General features: G+C 70.7%; 10 protein-coding genes and 1 pseudogene. 3 read left to right on the forward strand and 8 right to left on the reverse strand.

Annotation, left to right across the window (positions count from 1 at the left end):
* The first annotated feature begins 618 nt into the window (after positions 1-618).
* The gene (locus tag Phou_RS18135) at positions 619-2,733 is read left to right on the forward strand and encodes a copper-translocating P-type ATPase (protein WP_173057090.1); all 2,115 of its coding nucleotides are present in this window, start codon (positions 619-621) and stop codon (positions 2,731-2,733) included.
* Positions 2,734-2,849: 116 nt separating this feature from the next.
* Here the strand turns inward: Phou_RS18135 and Phou_RS18140 are convergent, their stop codons facing one another.
* From Phou_RS18140 to Phou_RS18150, 3 genes are all read right to left on the reverse strand, one after another.
* Entirely contained in the window at positions 2,850-3,134 is a 285-nt protein-coding gene (locus tag Phou_RS18140; RefSeq protein WP_173057091.1) for a hypothetical protein, read from the reverse strand.
* Positions 3,100-4,167, reverse strand: coding sequence for a TerC family protein (locus Phou_RS18145; RefSeq protein WP_173057092.1), 1,068 nt, complete (start codon positions 4,165-4,167; stop codon positions 3,100-3,102). Before Phou_RS18145 ends, Phou_RS18140 begins: the two co-directional genes overlap by 35 nt.
* Before the next feature lie 210 nt (positions 4,168-4,377).
* A complete protein-coding gene (locus Phou_RS18150) occupies positions 4,378-5,388 on the reverse strand; it encodes a coiled-coil domain-containing protein (RefSeq protein ID WP_173057093.1) in 1,011 nt (336 codons plus the stop codon).
* Between the two features lie 320 nt (positions 5,389-5,708).
* Between Phou_RS18150 and katG the strand changes: the two are divergent.
* Positions 5,709-7,897: pseudogene (katG, locus tag Phou_RS18155) on the forward strand (catalase/peroxidase HPI).
* A 304-nt stretch (positions 7,898-8,201) separates the two neighbouring features.
* Positions 8,202-8,489 carry a hypothetical protein gene (locus tag Phou_RS18160; protein ID WP_173057094.1) on the forward strand — a complete coding sequence of 96 codons (288 nt, stop codon included), beginning with the start codon at positions 8,202-8,204 and terminating at the stop codon, positions 8,487-8,489.
* 46 nt (positions 8,490-8,535) lie between these two features.
* Here Phou_RS18160 and Phou_RS18165 read toward each other — a convergent pair whose 3' ends face one another.
* The 5 genes from Phou_RS18165 to Phou_RS18185 all read right to left on the reverse strand — a co-directional run bounded on the left by Phou_RS18165 (position 8,536) and on the right by Phou_RS18185 (position 15,212).
* Entirely contained in the window at positions 8,536-10,395 is a 1,860-nt protein-coding gene (locus Phou_RS18165; protein ID WP_173057095.1) for a Xaa-Pro dipeptidyl-peptidase, read from the reverse strand.
* Between the two features lie 89 nt (positions 10,396-10,484).
* A complete protein-coding gene (locus Phou_RS18170) occupies positions 10,485-11,483 on the reverse strand; it encodes a hypothetical protein (protein ID WP_173057096.1) in 999 nt (332 codons plus the stop codon).
* Positions 11,484-13,724, reverse strand: a complete 2,241-nt coding sequence (locus tag Phou_RS18175; protein WP_173057097.1) for a xanthine dehydrogenase family protein molybdopterin-binding subunit — start codon at positions 13,722-13,724, stop codon at positions 11,484-11,486. It lies immediately after the preceding gene.
* Entirely contained in the window at positions 13,721-14,698 is a 978-nt protein-coding gene (locus Phou_RS18180) for an FAD binding domain-containing protein (RefSeq protein ID WP_173057098.1), read from the reverse strand. Before Phou_RS18180 ends, Phou_RS18175 begins: the two co-directional genes overlap by 4 nt.
* Positions 14,685-15,212, reverse strand: a complete 528-nt coding sequence (locus tag Phou_RS18185; protein ID WP_173057099.1) for a (2Fe-2S)-binding protein — start codon at positions 15,210-15,212, stop codon at positions 14,685-14,687. Before Phou_RS18185 ends, Phou_RS18180 begins: the two co-directional genes overlap by 14 nt.
* Between the last annotated feature and the right edge of the window lie 101 nt (positions 15,213-15,313).

Here is a 15,313-nt window from a genome sequence, read left to right on the forward strand (position 1 = left end):
GCAGTGGCTACTGGTCTCCATGCCTCCCCACCGGTTAACCCTTTGGGAGTCGACGCCGTAGCGCCCAGCGAGCACTCCGCCACATCATCCAGGTTTGCCGGTCATTCAAGTTCGGTGCCGGGCACGGTGGTCATGGCGTGCAGTGGCACTCACCCGATCAGCCGCACAGCCACGATCATCAACTCGGTGACGCCGGAGAGCTTCGGCTAAGCGGAGAGTCCGTTCCACGATGCGGCGCCGTCGCTGGAGTCCGTCAGGGCACGACAACGATGGTCTTCAAGAAGGGCCAGCCAAGCCAGCTCACCTGTGACAGCGGGCGACCGGCATTGGTCGCCCTGTCGGGCAACAAGCCACCGCGAGCGCGCTCCGCCCGTGCGGCGCGGCCACCAACCACCGAAACGCCAGGGACTGGGCGCATTCGTGCGCCCAGCTCCGTAGACCCCGAGAGCCCGCACCCAACCGCGCAGGGTGAGGTCGCGGGAGCGGCGAGCGGAAGACGACCACAGCACGTCCCTCCGACTGATCGTATTAAAGGCGAGATCGCGGCGGACTGCGACGGCCGCCACGCTTGCTTGATACCCCTGGGGGTATATGTTGAAGCCGCGGAGGTGATCGCTCATGCGACACGAGACGGCGCCCCACGGCGCACAAGGCGCCGGGCACGGCAGCCACGCCGACCACGAGCAGCACGAAACGCACGGCACGCACGAAACGCACGGCACGCACAACACACACGGCACGCAGGAAACGCACGGCGCGCACAACAACCACGGCGGGCATGACAAGCACGCCGGCCACGACCCCGAGATGTTTCGCCGCAAATTCTGGCTCAGCCTCGCCCTCACCATCCCGGTGGTGCTGACCAGCGAGATGGTCATGGACTGGTTCGGCTACGCGCTGGACTTTCCGGGCATCGACTGGGTCGGCCCCGTCCTCGGTTCGCTGATCTTCTTCTACGGTGGCTGGCCGTTCCTCGTCGGCGGCATAAGCGAGCTGCGCGACCGCGCCCCCGGCATGATGCTCCTGATCTCGATGGCGATCACCGTGGCGTACGTGGCCTCCATCGCCACCGCCCTCGGCGCCTTCGACCTGGACTTCTGGTGGGAGCTGGCCGCGCTGGTCACGATCATGCTGCTCGGTCACTGGCAGGAGATGAAGGCGATCGGGCAGGCGCAGGGTGCCCTCGCCGCCCTGGCGGCGCTGCTGCCCGACGAGGCCGAGCTGGTCAGCGGCGAGCGCGTCCCGATCTCCGCCCTCAAGCCCGGCGATGTCGTCCTCGTCCGGTCGGGCGGCCGCGTACCCGCCGACGGCCGTGTCGTGGAGGGTGCGGCCGAGCTGGACGAGTCGATGATCACCGGTGAGTCCCGCCCGGTGCCACGCGGGGAGGGTGACCGCGTGGTCGCCGGCACGGTCGCCACCGACTCCGCCATCCGCGTGCGGGTGGACGCGGTCGGCGACGACACGGCCCTCGCCGGCATCCAGCGCCTTGTCGCGCAGGCTCAGGCCTCCGCCGGCCGCGCCCAGGTGCTCGCCGACAGGTTCGCCGCGATGCTCTTCTACGTCGCGACCGCCGCTGGCGTGATCACGTTCGCCGCCTGGTGGGCCTCCGGCGACCTGGACGAAGCCGTGGTTCGCACCGTGACCGTCCTTGTCATCGCCTGCCCCCACGCCCTCGGCCTGGCCATCCCGCTGGTGATCGCGCTGTCCACCGCCGTCTCGGCCAAGGCCGGCATCCTGGTCAAGGACCGCCTGGCCCTGGAGCGCATGCGGACGGTCGACGCCGTCCTGTTCGACAAGACCGGCACGCTGACCAAGGGCGCGCACAAGGTCACCGGGGTCGCCGGGGGTACCGGCGTGCTACGCCTGGCCGCGGGTGTGGAAGCGGACAGCGAGCACCCGCTGGCCAAGGCGATCGTGCGGGCGGCGAAGGAGCAGGGCGAGCCGGCCACGGCAACCGGGTTCAAGTCGCTGACCGGCCGTGGGGTTCAGGCCACGATCGACGGCGTCCAGTACGCGGTGGGTGGCCCGGCCCTCCTCCGCGAGCTCGGCGCGGGCGTGCCCGGCGAACTCGCCGAGACCACCGCCGAGTGGGCGAGCCGTGGCGCTGCTGTGTTGCACCTGATCCGCCTCGACGGCGACGAGCCGGCCGTCATCGGTGCGCTCGCGCTCGAAGACGAGGTACGACCCGAGGCCCGCGAGGCCATCGCACAGCTGCGGCGTGAAGGCGTCCAGAAGATCGCCATGATCACGGGTGACGCCAAGGCGGTGGCCGATTCCGTCGGCGCGGAGCTTGGCCTGGACGAAGTGTTCGCCGAGGTGCTCCCCGCGGACAAGGACCGCGCGGTCGCCGAGCTCCAGGAGCGCGGCCACCGGGTGGCGATGGTCGGCGACGGCGTAAACGACGCGCCCGCGCTCGCCCGCGCCGACGTTGGCCTCGCGATCGGCGCCGGCACCGACGTGGCGATCGAGTCGGCCGGCGTGGTGCTCGCCTCGTCCGACCCGCGCGGCGTCACCGGCGTCATCAGGCTGTCCCGCGCCTCCTACCGCAAGATGGTCCAGAACCTGGCCTGGGCCGCCGGCTACAACATCGTCGCCATCCCGCTGGCCGCCGGCGTGCTCGCCTGGGCCGGCCTCACCCTCAGCCCGGCAATCGGCGCCGTGCTGATGAGCGGCTCCACCATCGTGGTCGCTCTCAACGCCCAGCTGCTGCGCCGCGTGCGACTGTCGCCTTAGGAGCGATTCCAGAAGATTTGAGCTACCGCGATGTCCGCCGTTGGTCCGGACCGTTGCTCCCGCGGCCTCACCGTCCGCGTCTGGGCACGGTCGGAGCCCAAACGGCGGACATCGCCTCACACACTGCCGGCGATGACGCCGATCACGTCGTCGAGCGCGACCTTGTCCAGGCCGGTGCCGGCCTTCGAGGGTGAGTGGAGTGTGTTGTTCCAGCTGCCGGCGATGCCGGTCCAAGGGTCGCGGTCCGGGGCGAAGACCCTCTCGATGATCGACGTCATGCTCGCCGTCACGTCGATGCAGAGGACCAGGTCGACCGCGTACCCACCGTTCTGAAACTCCACCTCGACCGGCACGTCCTCGAACGGCTCATCGCGCTTTTTTCTCCGGCGGGATCCGAACACGAGAGCCTCCCAGGGTCATCGGCCTCTCGACATTGTTCAACTCGCCCGCCACCGGTCCAGGTTGGACGGCTTCCTGCGCGCGCTCGCGACGGTTGGCGGCCACGCTCGTCAACGTGACCGTGGCCAGGGTGACCAGGATGACGCCGAGCGACAGCGGCGTCGGCACCTCCGGGACCCAGTCCCACACGCCGTGCGCCCAGTGCAGCACCAGCTTGACCCCGATGAACGCGAGGATCACGCCGAGGCCGTAGTTGAGGTGGCGCAGGCGGGCGAGCACGTTGCGCAGCACGAAGTACAGCGCGCGGAGACCCAGCAGCGCGAACGCGTTCGTGGCAAACACCAGGTACGGGTCTTCGGTCACCCCGTAGACGGCGGGAACGGAGTCGACCGCGAAGACCACGTCGGTCATGAACACCGCGGCGACGACCAGCGCCATCGGCGTCAGGGTGCGACGGCCGTCGATGCGGACGGTCAGCCGCGAGCCGTGGTACTCCTGGGTGACCGGCATCAGCCGGCGCAGCAGGCGCACCGACCGCATGCGGCCGATGTCGACCTGGTGGTCGGCGCCGCGCAGCGCGTCGCGGATCACCTTGACCGCGGTGACCAGCAGGACGGCGCCGAAGAGCAGGAAGGCCCACGCGCCGCTGGCGATCACCGCGGCGCCGGCGGCGATGAAGATGCCACGCAGCACCAGGGCGCCGACGATCCCGTACAGCAGGACGCGCTGCGCCAGCGCTGTCGGCACCGCGAATGACGCGAGCAGCAGCATGAACACGAAGAGGTTGTCCACCGACAGGGACTTCTCCACCACGTACCCGGTGAAGAACTCGACCGCCGGTGTGCCGCCATACGCCCACCAGACGAAGACGCCGAAGACGGCGGGAAGCGCGAGGTAGAACACCGTCCAGCCGACGGCCTCCCGCATGGGCACGTCGTGCGGCCGCCGCGTCACCGCGAAGTCGAGCGCGAGCAACACGAGCAGGACCGCGATGGTTGCCGCCCAGAGCAGCGGCGACCCGATGGACTCCAACACTCGCCAATCCCTCCTCGGACACACAAACAAGGTCCGAGGTCTCCCTCACCCACCGTCAGCGCGATGGGTGCTCGTCCCGAGGGCGGTGTGACTGGCCCGTACTGACCGGAACGATCTTGGCGAGGTACTCCCCTCGCGGACAGGATATGGGCGGAACCTGAGCGTTCGCTGGGAATCAGCCAAGCTCAGGCCCGCGATCCGGTCAGAGGGTCAAATGATCGACATGTGCACGTGGTCCTTGTGGTCCTGTGGCCCGTTGTACGACTTCCAGCCGGTGGCGGGGAACCAGATCTGCCGGTACCAGATGACGTAGAGGATCCCGAGCCGGTCGGCGTTTCGCACCAGGAACGCGGTCAGGTTATTGCCGTACAGCCGCATGTCGTCGTTGGACGCGTTGGAGAAGCCGCTGTTCTGCAGTGACCAGTCACACGCGCGGCCCTTGGGATGCTCGAAAGGCCCGCCGGACCGGTGACACCCGACAAAGCGGCGGAAACCAGCCTTGCGTACCTCTGTGTACGCATTGAACGTCCGAGGCGTGATGCACCCCGACGTGGTCGGGTCGTTGACGCTGCACGACTCGTCCGGCCAGGAACCGTCCGACGCTCGCGGCGCCGCCTTCGCCACCGGTGACGTGGCCGAGACGAACCCGCCGGTCAGCTTGGTGCCGCCGACCAGGGCAAGCGCCTTTTCCGCCTCGGTCTTCTGCCTTGCGATGACCGCCAGCTGCCGCTGCTCCTCCGCGACCTCGGCGTCCAGCGCCTTCTTGGCGTCCTCGGCCTGCTTGCGCGCGGCGTTGAGCTCGGCGAGCTTGCGGTCGTTGACCATGTTGAGCTCGGTCAGCATCGCGGCCCGCGACACGAACTGGTCGCGCGACGCCGTCTCCAGAAGCGCGGACACCGCCGTGAGCTTGCCCGTGCGGTACGAGGTCGCGGCCATCTCACCGATCTGCGGCGCCAGCTCGTTCAGCCGGTCTTTCGCCTTGCGCAGCTCGAGGTTGAGCTGGAGCTGCTTGGCGCGCGACTTGTTGAGCGCGGCCTTGGCCTGGGCGTGCCTCTTGCCGGTCACGGTGAGCACGTCGCCGAGCAGCGCGGGGCCGCTCTCGTCCGGCACGGCCGGGTCGCCCGGCTTGGCCATCGCACCCGTCGGCGCGGCAAGGAACAGGGTCGCGGCAGCGACCGCCGCGAGGGCGAGCGTGCACCACCGTCGGACAGATGCCGTCATTCCGTCCCTTCCATCCGTGCAGTGGGTGGCCGGCGGCCAGCTTACCCAACTGTCGGGCCAGCCAGACGCACAAAGAATCCGTTACACCACAACGACTTTCAGTGACCGTCTCCATGCAGCGAGATATCGAAGAGAGATCACGGATCCGGCGCGGCCGTGGATGAGGGCTGTGACCAGCGTCACGCCCGCCTGAGCTGGCCCGGTCGGACAAGGTGTTCAACTGCCGCCCTTTATTCTTGACTGACTCCAGAAAAGTGATCCAGAATCGGGCGGCGCCAGCTAGCTGATCGACGCGTTGTCCGCACGCAAGGAGAGCAAACGTGGGAAGTGAGAACAACGGCCTCATCTCAAGCGAGGCTCCTCTTCGTCCGCCGGTGGCCCGGTCCAACCGGGACTGGTGGCCGAACCAGCTCGACGTGAGCGTCCTGCACCAGAACCCGCCCGCGGGTGACCCGATGGATGGCACGTTCGACTACGCCGAGGAGTTCAAGAGCCTCGACCTCGACGCGCTCAAGGCGGACGTCCACACGGTGATGACCACGTCGCAGGACTGGTGGCCGGCCGACTACGGGCACTACGGGCCGCTGTTCATCCGGATGGCCTGGCACAGCGCGGGGACGTACCGCATCAGCGACGGCCGCGGCGGCGCGGGATCCGGTGACCAGCGCTTCGCCCCGCTGAACAGCTGGCCGGACAACGCGAGCCTGGACAAGGCGCGCCGGCTGCTGTGGCCGGTCAAGAAGAAGTACGGCAAGAAGATCTCGTGGGCCGACCTGATGGTCCTCGCCGGCAACGTCGCGCTGGAGTCGATGGGCTTCAAGACCTTCGGTTTCGCCGGCGGGCGCAAGGACGTCTGGGCGCCCGAGGAGATCAACTGGGGCACGGAGGACACCTGGCTGGGCGACCAGCGTTACAGCGGCGACCGTGACCTCGCCAAGCCGTACGGCGCGGTGCAGATGGGCCTCATCTACGTCAACCCGGAGGGCCCGAACGGCAACCCGGACGCGCTCGCCGCTGCCCGCGACATCCGCGAGACCTTCGGCCGGATGGCGATGAACGACGAGGAGACCGTCGCGCTCATCGCCGGCGGGCACACGTTCGGAAAGGCACACGGCGCTGCCAACCCCGACCGCAACGTCGGCCCGGAGCCGGAGGCCGCCCCATCCAGGAGATGGGCCTCGGCTGGAAGAACGCGCACGGCTCCGGCAAGGGTGGCGACACCATCACCAGCGGCCTCGAGGGTGCCTGGACGCCCACGCCGACGGCCTGGGACAACAGCTTCTTCGAGACGCTGTTCAGCTTCGAGTGGCAGCAGACGACCAGCCCGGCCGGCGCGACGCAGTGGGAGCCGACCGACCCCGCCGCCAAGGGGCTCGTGCCGGACGCCCACGACCCGGCCAAGCGCCACGCGCCGATGATGCTCACGACCGACCTCGCGCTGCGCGTGGACCCGATCTACGAGCCGATCGCCCGCCGGTTCTACGAAAACCCGCAGGAGTTCGCCGACGCGTTCGCAAAGGCGTGGTTCAAGCTCACGCACCGCGACATGGGCCCGATCGCGCGGTACCTCGGCTCGCAGGTGCCGGCCGAGCCGCAGATCTGGCAGGACCCGGTGCCCGCGGTCGACCACGAGCTGGTCGGCGCGGAGGACGTCGCCGCGCTCAAGGACGCGATCATCGCCTCCGGCCTGTCCGTCTCCGAGCTCGTCTCCACCGCCTGGGCGTCGGCCTCGACGTTCCGTGGCACCGACAAGCGCGGCGGGGCCAATGGCGCCCGCATCCGCCTCGCCCCGCAGAACGCGTGGGAGGCGAACGACCCGGCCCAGCTGCGGCGGGTACTCGGTGTCCTCGAGGGCATCCAGCAGCAGTTCAACGCCCAGGGCGGGAGCAAGAAGGTATCGCTCGCCGACCTGATCGTGCTCGCCGGTGGCGTCGGTGTCGAGCTGGCCGCGAAGGCCGCCGGCCACAACATCGAGGTCCCCTTCACGCCGGGTCGCACCGACGCGACGGAGGAGCAGACCGACGCGGAGTCCTTCGCGGTGCTGGAGCCGACCGCCGACGGCTTCCGCAACTACCTCGCCAAGGGGCACACGCGCCCGACCGAGCAGCTGCTCGTCGACCGGGCGCAGCTGCTGACGCTGAGCGCTCCCGAGATGACCGTCCTGGTGGGTGGCCTCCGCGTGCTGAACGCGAACTACCAGCAGTCGCAGGACGGCGTGTTCACGCAGCGGCCGGAGGTCCTGACCAACGACTTCTTCGTCAACCTGCTCGACTTCGGCACCACGTGGACCCCGACCTCGGAGGCGGAGGAAAACTTCGAGGGCCGGGACACCGCGACCGGCGAGGTGAAGTGGACCGCCACCCGGGTCGACCTCGTCTTCGGCTCGAACTCGATCCTCCGCGCGCTGGCCGAGGTCTACGGCAGCGACGACGCGCAGGAGAAGTTCGTCAGCGACTTCGTCGCCGCGTGGGTCAAGGTCATGGAGCTGGACCGGTTCGAGGTCCGCTGACACCGACCTTTTGAAAGTGGGCACCGTGCGAGCGCACGGTGCCCACTTCGCGTAGGTGCCGGCAGCCGCCCGGCGCCGACCGACTCGGGCGGTACGACGAACACGAACGGGCGTGACGAACCGCGGCCGACGCCGACCCCGACCAGGTCGGGCGGACCTGGCGCCGGGCAGACCCAGCAAGGAGCCGGGCCCGAGCGAGGTGGCGACCGTCGAGTGCCCGGCGAGCGACCCCACGGTGTACTCCTGCAACGGCGGGATCTTCCTCGCCGCTGTCGACGACGGGTTCTACGCCTCCGGACTGTAAATGGAGGAGTGGCGGGTCCGGGACTCCCGCACCGACCTGAGGCGCGACGCAAGCAGCCTCTACACCGACAACGGCGAGCTCGCGGTCGTGGACGCGGGCAGCGGCCTGTCCCACCAGAAGTGCGCGGCGGCATCGGGCTGGCGCGGCCGGATCGGCTTCGCCGACCTGGCACGGGGAAGCCAGCTCTGCGTCCGCACCGGCAACGCCCGCTACGCCGGCGTGGTGGTGCGATCCCTGCCGAACCCTGAGAACCCGCACGCCGTCATCGCCGGCTACACCTGGCGGTAGGCGGCGGGCGCGGCCCTCGCGAAGGACCGCGCCCGCGTACGCCCGGTCAGAAGCCGAGCGCTGCCCGGCCGCCGACGACCGGGATGTGCAGCTCGCTTCCGCTTGTCGCTACCCGCAGGCGGGTGCCGCCGAGCGGGAGCAGGGTGTACTCCTGGTCGGTGGAGAAGATCACCACGCCGATCCGGTGTCCGGCAGGGAAGACGTAGTCCTTGGGCTGCAGCGTCCAGCGGTAGTCGTACAGCTTGCCGGTGCGGACCGGCTCGGTACGGGCGGCGGACTTGCGGTTTTGCGGGTCCATCCAGCCGCGGGTGACCACGAAGGGTGCGGTGGTGGAGCCGGCCGGGCCGTAGTCGACCAGATACACGGTGAGGTTGGCGTCCGGCTTGTTGTCGATCGCCATCCGCAGCCGCATCTCGGGGCGACCGGAGAGCCGCACGTCGCGGGTGAGCGCCGGCGACGTGTACGCGAGGCGGTTGGGGCTGGCCACCTCGGGGTTGGCGATCAGGGCGTCGGGGTGGATCGTGCGGCCCTCATCCACAAAGGACTGCTCGGTGCGGCCCCACGTCCGGCCGGTCGTCAGCGAGCTGGGCGCCGCGAGCCGCACCGCCACGTCGCGCGCGGCGGGGTCGGGCCAGTTGCGATACGTCGTGTAGGCCGCGTTTTCCCGCTGCACCACGGCGGTCGGCTCGCTCGTGACGCCGTTGCGCACACCCCAGAGCCAGTAGTCGAACCAGCGGTTTTCGGTCTGCTTGTACGTCCAGGTCTTACCGTTGGGCAGCGTGACGGGCGCGCTGCTCGGGCCGCTGTGCCCGCCCTGGTGCAGCCAGATCTTGCGGGGCACGTGCCGCTTGGCGAGCTCGTCCCACCAGCCGGCGAAGTGCTCGGTCTTGACGTTCCAGTCGTTGAGGCCGTGGACCACGAACACGCTCGCCTTGACCCTGCGGGCGTCGAGGTAGTCACGCTCCGCCCAGTACCGCGAGTAGTCGCCGGTCACCCGGTCCTGCGCCGCGGTGATCGCGGCCATCTCGTCGGCGCAGTCGCCCTCGGAGCGCGCCTGCCCGGCCGTGAACTTGGCCAGCACGTCGAGGTCCTCACCCTGGAACGTGCCGGGCGCGACGACCAGGCCGTTGGCGCGGTAGTAGTCGTACCAGCTGCTGATCGCCGCGACCGGGATGATCGTCTTGAGACCTTCGACGCCGGTGGTGGCGACCTGGTTGGGCAGCGTGCCGTTGTACGAGCCGCCGGTCATGCCGACATCGCCGGTGGTCCAGTCGGCGGTGACCGGCGCGCCGCCGGCGTCCCAGCCCCTGGCGCGGCCGTTGAGCCAGTCGATGACCGCCTTGGTGCCGAGCGTCTCGGCCGCGTCGCCGCTGGTGGAGCATCCGTCGGAGTCGGCGGTGCCGACGCTCTGGCCGAGCACGACGGCGTAGCCGCGGGGCACGTAGTAGTCGTCCAGCGAGCCGGGCAGGTTGCCCTTGGCCTCGGCGCGCGCGATGCCGGCCGCGTCCGCGCGGGCCGCGGCGGCGCGGTCACCGAGCCCGTTCTGCGGCAGCTCGTCCACCAGCACGCTGTGGTAGGGCACGTCGCCCCAGACGTTCTTGCGGTACGGGCTGTGCTCGAAGATCACCGGCACCTTGAACCCGGCCGTGGCGGTCTCCCGCGGCCGGGAGATGTCGATCGCGACGCGGTCACGCCGGCCGTCGTGGTTGGTGTCCAGCGGCGTCTCGACGTAGACCCGCTCCTCGATCGCGTCGGCGAAGGAGAAGACCGGCTGGGTCATGCCGTTTTCGACGACGATCGTGGGCGGCGGGTCGGCCGGTGCGGCGGCGACTGTGGCGGGTGCGGCGAGCACCAGCCCGCCGGTGACGGCGGCGCTGGCGAGCAGCAGATGGCGAGCTTGAGGCATGGCGGTCCCCCAGGAGGTGTCCACTCGTGATGGAGCCTCAAGAACATATCGACGGATGTCCCCGGTGGTCTACCTTCCGGTGACCGAGGCTACGCCGTGTCGCCGAAGGGAAAGCGGCGGCCGATCGCCACGTGCAGGATCACGGATACGCCGATCGCGTTGAGGGTGGCGTGCGCGACCCACGCCTCCGGTTCGGCCCTGGTCCAGGTGGCCACGCCCGCGGCGAGCGTGACCAGCGCGTAGATGGCGACCGTCACGGCGGCGGTCATGGCCAGCGCCGCCGGGTACGAGGTCAGCCAGCCCTCGAAGAGCATCGCGACCACCAGGCCGGCCGCGACGAACGAGCCGCCGACGGCACCGACGACGCCTGGCTCGACGCCGCCGACCTCGCCGACCAGCAGCCAGGTCAGCGCGGCTCCACAGAGGACGACCGCGTTGCCGGCCACGAGCCGTACCGCCTTGGCGTGGATACCGGTCAGCGGCCAGCCGCGCCACACCACAAACCACCAGACCTGCCACACGCCGACCAGGATGAGAAACGCGCCGAACCAGGGGCGGCGGTGCACGCCGGTGGCGTAGACGGCGAGTGCGACGGCCCAGGACAGGGCGAGCGCGGCGAGGCCGGCGGCGAAACGGTTGTACCGGCGCAGCGGCCAGCCCTCGGTCACGAGCGTGAGCTGCAGCATCGCCACAAACCCGGCGGCGCCCAGCGGCATCGTCTCAGGGAAGGCCCGGCCGGCGAAGACACCGCCCGGGTCCCAGCCCTCCACCACGAGCAGGCCCACGGCGGCGAGCACCACCGCGAGGGCGGCCACGAAGATCGTGTCCACCAGGCCGGACCAGCCGGGCCGCAGGCTCGACCCCGGCCAGTCCTCCCACCAGAACGCGACCATCGCGACCGCCGGAAGCGCGAACGTGACCAGCGGCCCGAGGATCCGCAGCGAGGACTCCGGGCCGCCCGCACCGTAGGCGAGCAGGGCGGCGACCGGCACGACGAGCAGCAGGCCCTTGAGACCGACGTACGGCTGGCGTGCGGAACCCGCGGCCGGCGTGGTGACCGCGGGTCGATCCGGCAGCGACACCGCCACCTACGGCGGGTCCATGACGAGTTCGGCGGTCATCGGCAGCTCGCGGATCCGCCGGCCGGTCGCGTGGTAGACCGCGTTGGCGATGGCCGCGGCGACCCCCACCTGGCCGATCTCGCCGACGCCCTTGGCACCGAGCGGGCCAACCACCTCGTCGTGCACCTCGACGAGGTGGATGGTGACGTCGGGGGCGTCGGCGTTGACGGGCACCAGGTAGTCACCGAGGCTCGTGGCGCTCCACCGGCCCTGGCGGGGGTCCATCCGGTTGCCCTCCAGCAGGGCCTGCCCCATCCCCCACAGCATCCCGCCCATGAGCTGGCTGCGCGCGGTCTTGGGGTTCAGCACCCGCCCGGGTGCGAACGCGCCGCCGAGCCGCCGCACGCGTACCAGGCCGAGCTCGGGGTCGACGGCGACCTGGGCGAACTGGGCGCCGAAGGTCAGCAGGCCGTGTGGCGTGTCCGGCGGCGGCGGGGTCCAGCTGCCCAGCGCCTCCGCGTCCTCCAGGTGGTGGCGGCCCATGACGTCGCCGTAGGTCTCGCCCACCTCCGGCCGCGAGCGCAGCCGCATCCGACCTTCCTGTACCTCCACATCGGACGGATCCGCGCCGTGCAACGGCGAGTCGCTGTCCGTCACCGCCATCGCGATGAGCTGGTCGCGCAGGGCGGTGGCCGCGTTGTGCACGGCGGCGCTGACCATCATCGCGCCGGAGGAGCCGACCGCCGCCGAGGTGTTGGGCAGGTCGGTGTCGCCGGCCTCGAAGCGGACCGCGTCCATCGGCAGGCCGAGGCCGTCCGCCGCGACCTGCGTCATCACGGTGGTGACGCCGGTGCCGAACTCCTGGGTGCCGGTCTGCACGACCGCGTCACCGCCGGCGTAGATGCGGGCGCGGGCGCGCTGGGTCGGCATGAAGAACGCGACCGGGTACGCCGCGGCCGCCATCCCGGTGCCGATCAGCCAGTCGCCGTCCCGGCGCATCCGGGGCCTCGGGTCACGTCCCGCCCAGCCGAACGACTCCGCGCCCACCCGCAGGCACTCCGCGAGGCCGTCGCTGGACCACGGGTTGCCGCGCGGGTCGGTGTCGGCGTGGCTGCGCAGGCGCAGCTCGACCGGGTCGACGCCCAGCTCGTACGCGAGCTGGTCCATCGCGGTCTCCAGCACGAACATGCCCACGGTCTCGCCCGGCCCGCGGGTGAACGTCGGCGTCATCGTGTTGCCCTTGACCATGCGGTGCACGCCTTCCGCGTTCGGCACCGCGTACACCTGGATGGTGGTACCGGTCGCCGGCTCGGCCCAGTCGTCGAAGGGCGAGGTGAGCGACAGCTTCTGGTGGCGCAGCGCGGTCAGCGTGCCGTCCCGCTTGGCACCCAGCGAGATCGCCTGCTCCTGCTCCTCGCGGTGGCCCGTCGACGTGAACGCCTGCGGGCGGGTCAGCATCAGCCGCACCGGGCGCCCGACCTGCCGTGCCGCCATCGCCGCCAGCGTCACGTGCGGCCAGGTCATCGCCTTGCCCCCGAAACCGCCCCCGACGAAGTGCGTGATCACGCGGATGTCCGACACGTGCATGCCGAGCAGGTGCGCGACGGTGAGCTGGGTGGCCCGGATGCCCATCGTGGAGTCGTAGAGCGTGAGCCGGTCACCGTCCCAGGCGGCGGTGGTCGCGGAGGTCTCCATGGCGTTGTGGTGGTTGGCGGCGAAGCGGTACGAGACGTCCACGCGAATGTCGGCGTCCGCCAGCCCGGCGTCCACGTCGCCGTGCCCCATGCGGGCCGGCATGAGGCCGCCGAAGAGCGTCTGCGGCTCGTACACGGCGTCGCGACCCTCGTCGAGGGTGGTGATCGAGGGCGTGCGCTCGTACGTCACGCGGACCAGCGACGCCGCGAACTGCGCCCGCTCATGGCTGTCCGCGACGACGATCGCGACCGGCTGGCCGGCGTAGTGCACCTCGTCGTCCTGCATCGGGAAGAAGCTCTCGCCGGGCGCGGCCGCTCCGACCAGCGACGGCAGCAGGTGGGGCGGCTCGGCGATCTTCGGCAGGTTTTCGTGGGTCAGCACGGTGAGCACCCCGCCGGCCGCGAGGGCCGGGACGGCGTCGATCGCCGTGACCCGTCCACTGGGGACTGTCGCGCCGACGATGGCCGCGTACGCGAGGTCGGGCAGCACGATCTCGGCCGTGTACCGCGCCGCGCCGGTCACCTTCGCGGGCCCGTCCACGCGGTCGACGGGCTGCCCCACCGAGGTACTCATGCCGCACCCGCCAGCACGCGCGCGATCGTGCGCCGGGCGAGCGGCACCTTGAACGCGTTGTACCGGCGCACCTGCGCCGCGCTCAGCTCGGCGGCGGCCGCGCGCTCGTACGACTCCGGCGTCGCGGGCGCACCCGTCAGCTCGGCCTCGGCGATCCTGGCCCGCCACGGCTTGGTGCCGACGCCACCGAGCGCCAGCCGTACCTCCCGCACGACTCCCTCCGATACCGTGAGGGCCGCCGCGACCGAGACCAGCGCAAACTCGTACGACTGGCGGTCGCGGATCTTGACGTAGGTGGATCGCGCGCCGATCACCGCCCCGGGCAGGTCGACGGCCACGATCAGCTCGCCCTGGCGCAGCGGGTGCTCGCGCTGCGGCGTGTCATTCGGCAGCAGGTAGAAGTCGTCGACCGCGATCGCCCGCGAGCCGCCCGGCCCGATCACGTGTACGACCGCGTCGAACGCGACGAGCGCCACGGCCAGGTCGGACGGGTGCGTCGCGATGCAGTGCTCGCTGGTGCCGAGCACCGCGTGTCCCCGGTTGACGCCCTCCAGCGCGGCGCAACCGGTCCCCGGGTCCCGCTTGTTGCACGCCGAGATCCCGTCCCGGAAGTAGCCGCACCGCACCCGCTGGCACAGGTTGCCGCCGATCGACGCCATGTTCCGCAGCTGCTCCGACGCGCCGAGCAGCAGCGCCTGCGACACGGCCGGGTAGCGGGCCATCACGCGCTCGTCGCGGGCGACGTCGCTCATCCGGGACAGCGCGCCCAGCCGCAGGCCGCCGCCGGGCAGCTCCTCCACCTCGCGGTACGGCAGCTCGTTGATGTCCACGAGCAGGTCGTGCCGGTGTACCCCGATGCGGAGGAGGTCGACCTCGGTGGTGCCGCCGGCGAGGAACGCGGCGGTCGGGTTCCGCTCGACCAGGGCGACCGCCGTCGCGGCGTCGTGGGGTCGGGCGTAGCTAAGCGGTCGCATCCCGGACCTCCCTGATCGCCGCCCGGATGTTCGGGTACGCGGCGCACCGGCAGATGTTGCCGCTCATGTACTCGGCGATGTCGGCATCGGTGCCGGCGTTCCCCTCGGCGACGAGCGCTACGGCCGACATGATCTGTCCGGGCGTGCAGTACCCGCACTGGAAGGCGTCGTGCTTGATGAACGCCTTCTGCATCGGATGCAGCTCCTCGCCATCGGCGAGGCCCTCGATCGTGGTGACGTCGTGCCCCTCGCAGGCCAGGGCGAGGGTGAGGCAGGACAGCACCCGCCGGCCGTCCACCCACACCGTGCAGGCGCCGCAGGTGCCCTGGTCGCAGCCCTTCTTGGTACCGGTGAGGTCGAGGTGTTCGCGGAGCGTGTCCAGCAGGCTGACCCGCGGCTCGACTCCGATCAGGTAGGTCGCGCCGTTGACGGTGAGCGCGGCGGGCGCGCTCCCCGGCCCGCGGGCTTCCGCGCGGGTGTCGGCTGTGACGGCGACGGAGATCTCCAGGTCCATCGCCCGAGTGTCGATCGTGAGCGCTTCTGCGGACTTCGGTCAGATGACCTCCGCCGTGACTTAAATTGGCAGTCGGTGGTACGGGGGACCCAGGTGGGTGC

The organism is Phytohabitans houttuyneae (assembly GCF_011764425.1).
Classification (GTDB): domain Bacteria; phylum Actinomycetota; class Actinomycetes; order Mycobacteriales; family Micromonosporaceae; genus Phytohabitans; species Phytohabitans houttuyneae.